Source organism: Yokenella regensburgei, assembly GCF_003634235.1.
Taxonomy (GTDB): domain Bacteria; phylum Pseudomonadota; class Gammaproteobacteria; order Enterobacterales; family Enterobacteriaceae; genus Yokenella; species Yokenella regensburgei.
Genome location: NZ_RBIZ01000003.1, coordinates 260,606 through 272,716, shown reverse-complemented (window position 1 = coordinate 272,716; position 12,111 = coordinate 260,606). Strand labels below are relative to the sequence as shown.

At 54.0% G+C, this 12,111-nt stretch carries 16 protein-coding genes; 7 read left to right on the top strand and 9 right to left on the bottom strand.

The features are described from left to right. The first annotated feature begins 67 nt into the window (after positions 1–67). Positions 68–493, top strand: coding sequence for a hypothetical protein (locus C7387_RS01400; RefSeq protein ID WP_038256256.1), 426 nt, complete (start codon positions 68–70; stop codon positions 491–493). 43 nt (positions 494–536) lie between these two features. Here the strand turns inward: C7387_RS01400 and C7387_RS01395 are convergent, their stop codons facing one another. The 5 genes from C7387_RS01395 to C7387_RS01375 all read right to left on the bottom strand — a co-directional run bounded on the left by C7387_RS01395 (position 537) and on the right by C7387_RS01375 (position 4,517). After that, positions 537–1,490 carry a transketolase family protein gene (locus tag C7387_RS01395; RefSeq protein WP_120815887.1) on the bottom strand — a complete coding sequence of 318 codons (954 nt, stop codon included), beginning with the start codon at positions 1,488–1,490 and terminating at the stop codon, positions 537–539. After that, positions 1,483–2,313, bottom strand: coding sequence for a transketolase (locus tag C7387_RS01390; RefSeq protein WP_120815886.1), 831 nt, complete (start codon positions 2,311–2,313; stop codon positions 1,483–1,485). The genes C7387_RS01395 and C7387_RS01390 overlap by 8 nt, the downstream gene beginning before the upstream one ends. Continuing rightward, positions 2,310–3,698 (bottom strand): PTS ascorbate transporter subunit IIC, encoded by a 1,389-nt coding sequence (locus tag C7387_RS01385; protein WP_120815885.1) that lies wholly within the window; start codon positions 3,696–3,698, stop codon positions 2,310–2,312. The genes C7387_RS01390 and C7387_RS01385 overlap by 4 nt, the downstream gene beginning before the upstream one ends. Before the next feature lie 21 nt (positions 3,699–3,719). After that, on the bottom strand, positions 3,720–3,992 hold the full coding sequence (locus C7387_RS01380) for a PTS sugar transporter subunit IIB (RefSeq protein WP_006820967.1): 273 nt from the start codon (positions 3,990–3,992) through the stop codon (positions 3,720–3,722). Positions 3,993–4,073: 81 nt separating this feature from the next. Then, positions 4,074–4,517, bottom strand: coding sequence for a PTS sugar transporter subunit IIA (locus C7387_RS01375; RefSeq protein ID WP_006820968.1), 444 nt, complete (start codon positions 4,515–4,517; stop codon positions 4,074–4,076). A gap of 216 nt (positions 4,518–4,733) precedes the next feature. On the opposite strand from C7387_RS01375, the gene C7387_RS01370 reads away from it, so the two are divergent. Next, a complete protein-coding gene (locus C7387_RS01370) occupies positions 4,734–5,750 on the top strand; it encodes a LacI family DNA-binding transcriptional regulator (RefSeq protein WP_038256250.1) in 1,017 nt (338 codons plus the stop codon). A 4-nt stretch (positions 5,751–5,754) separates the two neighbouring features. On the opposite strand, the gene yfcD is transcribed toward C7387_RS01370, so the two are convergent. Genes yfcD through yfcF form a run of 3 tightly spaced genes read right to left on the bottom strand, consistent with a single transcriptional unit; the run spans position 5,755 to position 7,606 of the window. Beyond that, on the bottom strand, positions 5,755–6,297 hold the full coding sequence (yfcD, locus tag C7387_RS01365; protein ID WP_038256395.1) for an NUDIX hydrolase YfcD: 543 nt from the start codon (positions 6,295–6,297) through the stop codon (positions 5,755–5,757). A gap of 59 nt (positions 6,298–6,356) precedes the next feature. Further along, positions 6,357–6,911 (bottom strand): phosphodiesterase, encoded by a 555-nt coding sequence (yfcE, locus tag C7387_RS01360; RefSeq protein WP_120815884.1) that lies wholly within the window; start codon positions 6,909–6,911, stop codon positions 6,357–6,359. 50 nt (positions 6,912–6,961) lie between these two features. After that, entirely contained in the window at positions 6,962–7,606 is a 645-nt protein-coding gene (yfcF, locus tag C7387_RS01355) for a glutathione transferase (protein ID WP_006820972.1), read from the bottom strand. Between the two features lie 137 nt (positions 7,607–7,743). Between yfcF and yfcG the strand changes: the two genes are divergently transcribed. From yfcG to C7387_RS01325, 5 genes are all read left to right on the top strand, one after another. Continuing rightward, positions 7,744–8,373: a GSH-dependent disulfide bond oxidoreductase gene (gene yfcG, locus C7387_RS01350; protein ID WP_120815883.1), complete on the top strand. Its 630-nt coding sequence runs from the start codon at positions 7,744–7,746 to the stop codon at positions 8,371–8,373. 55 nt (positions 8,374–8,428) lie between these two features. Next, on the top strand, positions 8,429–8,791 hold the full coding sequence (gene folX, locus C7387_RS01345; protein WP_006820974.1) for a dihydroneopterin triphosphate 2'-epimerase: 363 nt from the start codon (positions 8,429–8,431) through the stop codon (positions 8,789–8,791). A 19-nt stretch (positions 8,792–8,810) separates the two neighbouring features. Further along, positions 8,811–9,704, top strand: coding sequence for a TIGR01777 family oxidoreductase (locus tag C7387_RS01340; protein WP_006820975.1), 894 nt, complete (start codon positions 8,811–8,813; stop codon positions 9,702–9,704). 58 nt (positions 9,705–9,762) lie between these two features. Beyond that, the gene (locus C7387_RS01335; RefSeq protein WP_120815882.1) at positions 9,763–10,272 is read left to right on the top strand and encodes a GNAT family N-acetyltransferase; all 510 of its coding nucleotides are present in this window, start codon (positions 9,763–9,765) and stop codon (positions 10,270–10,272) included. Between the two features lie 474 nt (positions 10,273–10,746). After that, the gene (locus C7387_RS01325) at positions 10,747–11,307 is read left to right on the top strand and encodes a helix-turn-helix transcriptional regulator (protein ID WP_038256244.1); all 561 of its coding nucleotides are present in this window, start codon (positions 10,747–10,749) and stop codon (positions 11,305–11,307) included. Positions 11,308–11,332: 25 nt separating this feature from the next. Here C7387_RS01325 and hisP read toward each other — a convergent pair whose 3' ends face one another. Continuing rightward, positions 11,333–12,106: a histidine ABC transporter ATP-binding protein HisP gene (hisP, locus tag C7387_RS01320; protein ID WP_006820979.1), complete on the bottom strand. Its 774-nt coding sequence runs from the start codon at positions 12,104–12,106 to the stop codon at positions 11,333–11,335. Between the last annotated feature and the right edge of the window lie 5 nt (positions 12,107–12,111).

Below are 12,111 nucleotides of genomic sequence, written 5' to 3'. Positions count from 1 at the left end.
CTCGAGCTCCAGTAAATTACCATTCTCGAATGTATGGTTCTAAATTATCCCTGACTGGAGTAGAAAAATGAGTACTGAGAATTTAATTATTGACGGCAGCTTTGCAGAAGAACTGGTCCACTGGCGTACCAGTTCACCAGAATACGTGACTATTGTGCATAATCCTCCAGGGGATAACTATGCAAAAATCGCCGTTGGTAATGCAACAGGATTAACCCAAGTCGTGCCCCGTGCAGCAGGTGACTACACGCTGACGTTCCGTAGTTGCTACGTAGGCCCGAATTGTTCCGTTCGAGTCTGGGGACAAAATCAAAGCGGTGGTTGGGAATTTATTATTTTTCCGAATATGCCTGTGAATTATAATCAAAACATCTGGAATACCAACACTTTTAATTTTAACGTAGCTGAAAAATATACTGAATTTAAAGTTGAGTTTTATGCCTCGTACCAAACGACCTTTATGTTCACCAATGTTAGCGTAACGAAACAATAATAATAAACACCCGCCTCTGAAACCTCAGAGGCGGGTTTATTTACTACAGCAGCTCTCTCGCCACCTTCACGATGTCATCCGCCGTCAGGCCATACTCCTGTTGCAGGAAATCCTGCGTTCCCACCTGGCCATAGCGCTCTTTCACCCCCACACGACGCATCGGCACCGGGCAGGTTTCCACCAGCACTTCAGCCACCGCCGACCCAAGCCCGTTGTGAATACTGTGGTTTTCACAGGTGACGATACGCCCGGTTTTCTCGGCATAGTTTTTTACCAGCATGCGATCGATAGGTTTCAGCGTAAACATGTCGATAACCGCGGCGCTGATACCGTCTCGCTCCAGCCGTCGTGCCGCTTCAAGCGCTTCTGCCACCATGATGCCGTTGGCGATGAGCGTGATATCTTCCCCCTCGCGCAGTACATTACCCTTGCCAATCGTGAAGTGTGAACCTTCCTGATAGACCGTCGGGGCCTGCTTGCGGATGGTGCGCACCCAGTAGAATCCTTCAAGATCGATAAGCTGATTAAGGATGTCCTTAAACATCACCGCGTCGGTAACTTCGAGGACCACTGAATGCGCCAGCCCGCGAACAATCCCCATATCTTCAAACGACATATGGGTACCGCCGTTATGGCAGGCTGTAACCCCGGCGTCCGAGGCAATCACTTTCACGTTGTTGCGCTGATAGTCGAGCGACATGAATAACTGGTCAAAACAGCGGCGGCTGGCGAAAGCGGTAAAGGTATGCACGAAAGGTTTACGCCCGGTGAGCGAAAGCCCTGCCGCCGTTCCAATCACGTTCGCTTCCATGATCCCACAGTTAATTACATGCTGCGGATGCTCACGCTGCACGCCATCCATCGCCATTGAGCTCATCAGATCCGCCTCAAGCGCAATAATGCCGCTGTTCGCCGCTATCTGCCCGGCAACAAACCCGGCGTACACTTTGCGCATTTCGATGGCGTCTTTTTCCCCGCCCGGGGCAACCTTAATCATGTGTGGCCTCCAGTTGTTGAATAGTCTCGTTGAGTATCTGCTTCGTTGCTTCCGTCAGGCGCAGATGGTGAGAATTGCTGAGCTGCTCAAGATACGGCACGCCCTGGCCTTTAATACTGTCGAGAATGACCAGCCGTGGTCGCGCACCTGGCTCCAGCACCGGTCTGGCAATCGCCTGCAGCGCGGGGATGTCATCGCCCTTTACGGTGTGGACGTCAAAACCAAAGGCGTGGAATTTACCCTCGAGATCGAACGGACGGATGATGTCGTCGAGCTCGCCGTCGAGCTGCTGTTTGTTCCAGTCCACGAATACCAGCAGGTTGTTGAGCTGATGGTGGGCGATAAACTGGAACGCCTCCCAGCACTGCCCTTCGTTAAGCTCACCGTCGCCGACGATACAGAACACGCGATTGCGACGTCCGGCAAGCTTATGGGAAAGCGCCATCCCGGCGGCAATCGAAATCCCCTGCCCCAGTGAACCGGTGGTCGCATCCACGCCGCGGGTTTTCAACCGGTCCGGATGGCTCGGCAGCCGGGTACCGTTCTGGTTAAGCGTGCTCAACTCTGCAACAGGAAAGTAGCCCTTAATCGCAAGCGTACTGTACAGCGCCGGACCAGCATGCCCCTTCGACAGCACAAAGTAGTCGCGCTCGGGCCAGTCCGGGTCGGCCGGGTCAATACGCATCACGTCGCCGTAAAGCACCGCCAGCGTTTCCACCACCGACATACAGCCGCCGTAGTGACCAAAGCCAAGCTGGGTCAGCGACTTCAGGGTAGCCACGCGGATATCGCGCGCCAGTTGAGTAATTTCAGTAGACATTATGATTTCGCCCCCGTTTTTTGCTGTGCGCCGTTGCCGGCAGATTTACCTTTCACGACGTTGTGCGCCACGAGGATAATGAACAGCGCCACCACCAGCCCGCTAATTGCCAGCGGTGAGAGATAGCGCGCCAGATTCCCAAGCACGATGCCCACCGCACCGAAATCGGCGTCAGAGAACGTCGTGTTAGCAAAGCCAATGGCCCCGAGAACCGGCAGCAGCAGCACAGGCAGGAAGGTAATGAGCAAACCATTGGCAAACGCGCCAAGCATTGCGCCACGACGGCCGCCGGTGGCGTTGCCAAATACCCCGGCAGTCGCGCCGGTAAAGAAGTGTGGGACAACGCCCGGCAGGATCAGTACCAGCTTCATCTGCCCGAGCAGGAACAGCCCCACCAGCCCACCGAGGAAGCTGAACAGAAAGCCAATCAGCACGGCGTTTGGTGCATAGGGATAAACCACCGGGCAATCCAGCGCCGGACGAGCGTTGGGTACCAGTTTTTCAGAAAAGCCGGTAAATGCCGGTACGATTTCCGCAAGGATCAACCGCACGCCCTGCAGGATGATGAACACGCCGGCAGCGAAGGTAATAGCCATAATGATGGCGTATACGAGGTAGTTCTGGCCGCCGCTGAACTGGCTCTCAACGTATTCGCGACCGGCGCTCACCGCCATAATCAGGTAAATCACCATCATGGTCAGTGAAATAGAAATGGAGCTGTCGCGCAGGAAGCTCAGGTTCTTCGGCAGATTCATCTCTTCTGTCGAACGCGACCCTTTGCCACACACGCTGCCAATCCAGCCAGAAAGTACATAACCCAGAGTGCCAAAGTGCCCGAAAGCGATATCATCGGTCCCCGTAATACGCTTCATGTAGCGCTGCGCCAGCGCCGGGAAAAATGCCATTACCAGACCCAGGATAAGCGAACCGGTAAAGACCAGGCCTACCCCCTCGAACCCCGCAACCGTCAGGATCACGCCAATCATACAGGCCATGTAGAACGTGTGATGCCCGGTGAGGAAGATGTATTTCAGGCGTGTAAAGCGAGCCACGATGATGTTCGCCACCATCCCGAATGCCATGATAAGTGCCGTAGAGGCACCGTATTTTTCGAGGGCAATGGAGACTATCGCCTCATTATTCGGGATAATTCCCTGAATACTGAAAGCATGTTCAAACATACCGCCGAGTGGATTTAACGAACCCACCAGTACGGTGGCGCCACCGCCAAGAACAATAAAACCAAGAATGGTTTTAATTGTGCCTTTGACAACATCAGAGAATGATTTTTTCTGCGCGACCAGGCCTATTAATGCAATAAGACCAACCAGCACGGAAGGAACTTTTAATATATCAACAACGAAATTTAGCGTTTCAAGGATAAACATATCCACCTCGCGCAATCAGGGTTATTGTTGACTAAACCAGGCGCTCAATTTTTCTTCGAGCTCGTTGATATCGATAATATTGCTGATGACCACCAGTTGATGTGCCGGCACGCTGGCGCTTTCAGCAATATCTTTGGCCATTACAAACAGGTCTGCTGCCCCTGGTGTCGCTGAAGATAAGTCAGAGTGCTCTACATCAGCATCGATATTCAGTTTTTTAAGAATTTTTTTAATATTCATCTCGACCATAAAACTGCTGCCGAGCCCGGATCCGCAAATCGCCATTATTTTCATTATTGTCACCTAATTTAACGTAGAGTCGCCCGCATCTTACCCGCAGGTAAAATGCCAGAAGTCAGGATGTAATTTTAAAAATCAGAAGCGGCTAATAATGTTTTTAATTTCCTCCACGGTGTGTGCCTGATGTAGTTGCTGCAAATCGTCCTCGCTGGAAAATAGCTCTGCCAGCGCAGAAATCATTTCAATATGGCTGTGATTGTCGGGGGCGGCCAGCATCACGATAACGTCAACCGGGTCAAACTCCCCGGCCCCAAAGGCTACTCCTTTACGCAGTTTCAGCAGTGAAAGTCCCATTCCCGTTGCCCCTTCTTCCGGACGTGCATGCGGCATGGCGAGGCCGGGAGCCAGCACATACCAGGGGCCGAGTTTCTGCTGCTGGGCAACGATGGTGGTAATATAGTCCGGTGTAATCACCCCCGCATTCAGCAACGGCTGCGCGCAGCGTTCCAGCGCCTGTCTCCAGTCAGAGACCGTCTCTTCCAGCATGATCGTCCCGTCATGGATCCACTGACTTAGCATTCTGTTCTCCTTCCCGTAACAAGGTGAACAAACTTTATGCAAGGGCGCGGCGACTAACTGTGATGATAGTCACAAAGATAGCGCTACCAAAAATCCGTATCACAGAATTGTGATAGCGCTATCAAAACGTAATCATCGTGCAATTACTCAGCAAAAAGAGGGATTTCCGGCGTATACTGCATGCACTTAATGTTGTGATTTCACTCAGGAAGAAGCATGTCACTTACCCGAAAACGTCGCAGTACCGGCAAAGTCACCCTCGCGGATGTCGCGCAGCTGGCCGGTGTAGGAACGATGACGGTTTCCCGAGCGCTGCGCACACCTGAACAGGTTTCCGACAAGCTACGCGAGAAAATTGAAGCCGCGGTAGAAACGCTCGGTTATATGCCAAATCTTGCCGCCAGCGCCCTCGCCTCGGCCTCGTCGTGGACCATCGCCATGGTGGTACCTAATCTGGGAGAATCCGGCTGCGCGGAGATGTTTGCCGGCCTGCAGGAGGTGCTGCAGCCTGCGGGTTATCAGATTATGCTGGCGGAGTCGCGCCATCGGCTTGAGCAGGAAGAGAAGCTGCTGGAAACGCTGCTGGCCTCAAACATTGCGGCTGCCGTATTGCTGAGCGTTGAGCACAGCGATACCGTGCGCCAGTGGCTCAAAAACGCCTCGATCCCGGTCATCGAGATCGGTGCGACGCGTATCGATCCCATCGATATGAATATTGGCATCGACAACGTAGCAGCGATGTTCGAACTAACCCAGATGCTCATTCAGCGCGGCTACCAGAATATCGGCCTGCTGTGCGCCAATCAGGAGCAGTGGATTTTTCAGCAGCATCTGCAGGGCTGGTATAAAGCCATGCTGCGTCATCATATGTCGCCGAATCGGGTGATTAACGCCGCGATGCCGCCTACCTTTTCGACCGGAGCCGCGCAGTTGCCTGAGTTTCTGCTCGCGTGGCCGGAACTGGATGCCCTGGTGTGCGTGTCTGATGAACTGGCGTGCGGTGCGTTGTATGAATGCCAGCGCCGCCGCATTAAAGTGCCGGACGATCTGGCGATTGTGGGATTTGGTGACAGCGATGTCAGCCGGGTGTGTCAGCCGCCCCTGACCACGATGGCGGTACCACACAGAAAGATAGGTATTGAAGCGGGTAAGGCGCTGCTGGCTCGCCTGAATGAAGAACAACGGGAAAGTTCAGCTATCGCGTCAACGCTGTGTCTGCGCGATAGCTGCTAACGACTTACTCGTCGTCTTCCACAACCTGAGACTCATTGCTGGCGTTGCGGCTCATCCACAGCGCCAGCGCCTTAAGTGAATCTGGCGTGAACTCGTCGCAACGCGCGGTTATCTCTTCCGGCGTCAGCCAGCACACTTCGCTGACCTCTTCTTCCTGCAGCGCAAACGGACCGTGAGAAACGCAGCTGAACAGGCTTCCCCAGACGCGGCAGTTTTTATCTTCGAAGTAAAACTGACCGTGGTCGGCAAAAGGTACTCCGGCAATGCCGAGCTCCTCTTCCGCTTCGCGGCGTGCAGAATCCAGCAGTTGCTCATCTGCCTGAACGACACCGCCTGCGGTGGCATCCAGCATACCGGGCATGAAATCTTTCGTCTCGGTGCGGCGCTGCACCAGGATTTTGCCCATCCCGTCGTGAACAACAATGTAGGTGGCGCGATGACGCAGGCATTGCTGACGCATCTGTTCGCGGCTCGCTTGCGCGATCACCTCGTTATCTTCACTGACGATATCCACCCATTCTGTGCTTGCCAAAGGACTCTGCTCCACCATCGGGAAACCTTCTGTTAAAAGCGCTCTTGCGGCGCGTCTTAAGATTGACGGGTAAATTACGGGTTAATCGCAACCTGCGCAATAACCTGTTGATCATTGAGTGCTAAAACCTGCAAATAATCACCCTCAAGCACGCCGTAGCTGGCGGCAAAGCCACCTTTGGGGATGCTGACGGAGCCTGGATTGAAATGAAAAATCTCACCGCGTTTTTCGGCAACCGGAATATGAGTATGACCATAAACCAGCACATCGCCAGCGGCGAGCGCGGGAAGATTATCTGGTCCAAACAGATGGCCGTGGGTCAGAAAAAGGCGCTGCCGTTCGGTCAGTATCTGCTGCCATGGTGCCGTAATGGGAAAGTGGAGCAGCATCTGGTCGACTTCGCTGTCGCAGTTGCCACGCACAGCAATGACTCGCGCAGCCTCACGATTGAGTACTTCCGCGACGCCGGCGGGGTTATACCCCTCTGGCAGCGCGTTGCGCGGGCCGTGATAAAGCAGGTCGCCCAGCAACACCAGCCATTGCGCGTCGCTTTGGGCAAAAATGTCCAGAACGCGTTCCGCTGCGGGCAGCGACCCATGAATATCCGATGCAAACATCAGTTTCATCATTTCATCCTCCTGAGTAACTGCCCCCATTTTAACGGATTTCAGAAGGTGATTCAGCCTGCACGTTTAGCGGAAAGCGCCACGTAGCGCTGGACAGAGGCTCGTTGCCACTGGAACCCGGCGTAATCGGCAAGACGCTCTGGCACCTCGTCGCCGTGAATGACCAGGCGATTAAGCATCAGCGCCAGATCGGCATCAGCAATGCACCACTCTCCAAACAAATTCGGTTTGCCGTGGGCCAGCAATTTTTCTGCGGTGCTGAACAATTTTTCTGCACTTTGCCGCCCGGCTTCGCTCAGCGCAGGCTTTTTAGCGCCACCAAAAATAACGTCGGTTGAACGCTCTTCGCGAATGGGCATTAAATCGCTACGTAGCCACGCCTGAATCTGTCGCGCCAGCGCGCGATTCTCCAGCGAGTGCGGGTACAGTCGCTCCCACTGCGGCGGTGCAAATCGCTCATCAAGGTATTCGGTAATAGCGGAGGATTCGCCAAGTTCGAAGGCGTCGACTTCCAGCAGCGGTACCCGCCGTGTCACGGAAAACCCTTTCCAGTCAGTCTTCAGGTGGTCTCCCCGATTGAGATCCACCGTTTTCAGGCTGAAAGGCAAGCCTTTTTCCTGCAGGGCTACATACACAGACATCACATAAGGCGAAAAGAAATTGGCATCAGACCACAGCGTAATAACAGGCTTACTCATGATTTCCTCAGCGATTGACGGGCAATTCCCTCACCATATCTTCTCTTGTGAAAGCTGTCACCTGATCAAAATTCACTCCTTCAGATCTGCTTCTATACTCCATGTGAAAGCCCTCAGTCGCCATGAAGGAAGCCATCATGATCGATCTGTATTACGCTCCAACACCCAATGGACACAAGATAACGCTGTTTCTCGAAGAAGCCCGGCTGGACTATCGACTGATCCGCGTAGATATCAGTAAAGGCGAACAATTTCGCCCCGATTATCTGTCGATATCGCCCAATAATAAGATCCCGGCGATCGTCGATCATCTGCCAGCCGACGGGGGTGCGCCGCTGAGCCTGTTTGAGTCCGGTGAGATCCTGCTCTATCTGGCCGAGAAAACAGGGGCACTGCTGAACGGTGAACTGCGTGAACGACACGCCACGCTGCAATGGCTGTTCTGGCAGGTGGGAGGGCTTGGGCCGATGCTGGGGCAAAATCACCATTTCAATCACTTCGCACCGCAACCGGTGCCGTACGCCATAGAGCGTTTTCAGGTGGAGACGTTGCGCTTGTATAACGTGATGAATAAGCGTCTGGAGGCGACGCCCTGGCTCGGCGGCGATCATTACAGCATTGCGGATATCGCCTGCTGGCCGTGGATAAACGCCCACCAGCGTCAGCGCATCGATCTGAACAACTTCCCGGCGGTCAACAACTGGTACGAACGTATCAAAAACCGCCCTGCGACCATCCTGGCGATGCAGAAGGCGCAAGCAAATTAAGGTGCTGCACACTTTCATGTATGATGGCTGAGACAATAAACGGAGGAAGCCTGCAATGTCTCAGCCAGACGCCATTATTCGCATTAAAAATCTGCGCCTGCGTACTTTTATCGGAATCAATGAGGAAGAACGAGCCAACCGTCAGGACGTGGTCATTAACGTCGTCATCCACTACCCGGCAGACAAAGCCCGCGGTAGTGAAGATATCAACGATGCCCTGAACTATCGCACTATCACCAAGAGCATCATTCGCCATATCGAGGATAACCGGTTCTCGTTATTAGAAAAATTAACTCAGGATGTGCTCGATATCGCACGCGAACATCACTGGGTCACTTATGCTGAAGTAGAGATCGATAAACTTCACGCGCTACGTTATGCCGACTCGGTGTCGATGACGATGAGCTGGCGACGATAAGCGCAGCCCAGGAGGTTGCATGAATATTCTGATAACCGGCGGTACTGGTCTGATTGGTCGTCACCTGATCCCTCGCCTGTTTACGCTGGGCCATGAGGTTACCGTGGTCACACGCCATCCGGATAAAGCCCGCCAGCTACTGGATAGCCGCGTCACCCTCTGCAAGAGCCTGAACGATAAAACGTCGTTAGACGGCTTTGATGCGGTCATCAACCTCGCGGGCGAGCCCATCGCCGATAAACGCTGGACGGAACAGCAAAAACAGCGGCTGTGCAATAGCCGCTGGAACATCACGCAAAAAATCGCCGATCTCATTAATGCCAGCGAATCCCCACCAGCGATTCTCATCAGTGGTTCCGCCGCGGGTTACTACGGCGACTTAGGTGAGGTCGTCGTGACCGAAGAAGAACCGCCGCATAACGAATTCACCCACAAACTTTGCGCCCGCTGGGAGCAAATCGCCTGTACGGCCCAAAGCGATAAAACCCGCGTTTGCCTGCTGCGTACCGGCGTGGTGCTGGCACCGGAAGGTGGCATTCTGGCGAAAATGCTGCCCATTTTTAAACTGGGCCTTGGCGGTCCAATGGGCAATGGCAGGCAGTACCTGGCATGGATCCATATCGACGATATGGTCAATGGCATCCTGTGGCTGCTTGATAACGATCTCCGTGGACCATTTAACATGGTCTCTCCTTATCCGGTCCGCAACGAACAGTTCGCCCATACCCTGGGCCATGCGTTAAACCGTCCGGCGGTGCTCCGCGCCCCTGCGGCGGCCATACGCCTGATGATGGGAGAATCTTCAGTGCTGGTGCTGGGTGGCCAACGTGCTTTACCCAAGCGTCTTGAAGAGGCTGGCTTTGTGTTCCGTTGGTACTCCCTCGATGAAGCCCTGGAGAACGTAGTCAGTTGATTAAATACTGTCGTCTCGTGGTAGAGTGAAACGCCAGGCTCACAAGAATGGCGAACCGATGGCGACAGTGACTACCCCAAGGCTCCACCTCTCTCCCTTCCAGCCTTCGGACTGGAATTTCTTCCGTCTGCTGCGCGAAGATACCAGGGTCATGCGCTACATTGCGGCCGTGGCCTCTGAAAAAGATAACCGCCTGCTGTTCGCAACCCGTCTGACGGCACCGCATACCTTTGTGGTTCGTCTGCACAACTCTCCCACCCCGCTTGGCGATATCGGCCTGAAAATAAGCCCCCATAACCGCGAAGAGGCAGACGTCGGGTACATGTTTATGCCAGAAGCGCAGGGAAAGGGGATAGCCACCGAAGCGATACGTGCTTTATGCGAATATGCTTTCACACAGGCGGGTGTGAAAGCGCTGAATGCGTGGGTTCTGGCCGATAACGTCGGTTCAGTACGTGTGCTGGAAAAGCTGGGATTTGTACGAACCCAGATGCTTGAGCAAGCCTACGAAATCAACGGAGTTTGCTACGACGACTGGGTCTACCGGCTGGAAGCTGACGCTTTTTAAGTTTTACCTCTCTTCGGGCTTATTCCGCCCCCATGCGGTGGAATAACGCTCGCAAACCCCAAACCTTTGTCCCGCTCGCCTGCGCGAATTGTGAAGCTGTTTCCGGAACGATAAAAATGTTTAGCGATAAATGTCTTTCGCGAACTAAACACATCGAACCCCGTTGACATTCGTCAACACACTATTCACACTGAGCGAGAAAAAGATTGATGAAGGAACATCCAGATAAACATATACGAGAAGCTATCCGCTACGCCGTGTTTCATGGCTGGGTGTTTATCCCTGCTGGGAGAAGCGCTCATTGTTTTGGCCGTCTGCGATGCGGTATTTCCGGGCATCAAGAACACATGATGAGCGTCTGGTCAACGCCGGGTAACACGCAGAACCATGCCAGGCAAATCACCAGGCTGGTCGATCGCTGCAGGCCCTGACGCGACCCTGAGCTTAAGTATCTCACTTGAAGGAGGCACAAGAATGCCACTGTATCATTTTACTCTGACGCTCTCTGGGGTAACCGCCACCACACCAGGGCTTGAAGATGCACTGTTTGCCAACCACTGCGACGATGCGCTGGTGCATTTCTACGGTACGTCGGTGTATCTGGAATTTGACCGGGAAAGCGACTCGCTGCAGCATGCGGTGCTCTCAGCAATCCATGACGTGGAATCCTCGGGGCTTCAGATTCGGGTAGAGTCAGTTGATTCAACCCTGGTGGGGCTGAGCGATATTGCAGAACTGACCGGTCTTTCCCGCCAGGCGGTTGCATTACTGAAGGATGGGGCTCGTGGCAGCGGCAACTTCCCAGGTCCGGTGCAGCGGGTGAAAGGTAACTCTCCGCTCTGGAGCTGGCGAAAAATTGTCGAGTGGCTGGTGAGTGAAAAGCGGCTACCTGTGGATTCACCGCTGGTCGCAAGCGCCGAAACCCTTGATAGCCTGAATCTGGCGCTGCAGCTACGCACCTCGATGGAGGTAAAAACCATCCTGCACTACGTAGAGCAAATTGAAAATCGTGCTTCTCGCGGTAAAACAGCGTAGCCCGGCAAGCCGGGCTACGAGGGGATTACTTCAGCGACCCTTTAAGGAATTGCTGTAGACGCGGGCTTTGCGGGTTGCCAAACAGCTGATCCGGGTGGCCTTCTTCCTCAATTTTCCCCTGATGGAGGAAAATAACGTGGGATGAAACATGGCGGGCGAAGCCCATTTCGTGGGTGACCACCACCATGGTTTTACCCTCTTCGGCGAGTTTCTGCATGATACGCAGAACTTCCCCGACCAGCTCCGGGTCAAGCGCTGAGGTTGGCTCATCAAACAGCAGCACTTCCGGCTCCATCGCTAATGCGCGAGCAATAGAGACACGCTGCTGCTGGCCGCCGGAGAGATGAACCGGGTATTTGTTCTGCTGACGCTCATCAATACCGACCTTCGCCAGGTATTTGACTGCCCTGTCCCGCGCGTCCTGCTTGCTAAGCCCCAGCACCTGAATCGGTGCTTCCATCACGTTTTCCAGCACCGTCATGTGGCTCCACAGGTTGAAATGCTGGAACACCATCGTCAGTCGCGTGCGCAGCAGCCGCAGCTGGTTTTTATCCGCCACCTTCAGCTGCCCGTCTTTATCACGCACCAGGCCGATGTTTTCGCCGTTCACCATGATGGTGCCCGCGCTCGGTTTTTCGAGGAAGTTAATGCAGCGCAGGAAGGTACTTTTCCCCGAGCCGGAAGAGCCGATGATGGAAATAACGTCCCCGGCGCTGGCCTTCAGGGTCACCCCTTTCAACACCTCATGCTCGCCGTAGCGTTTGTGCAGATCGATGACGTTTAATTTATTCTCAGACATGGTGT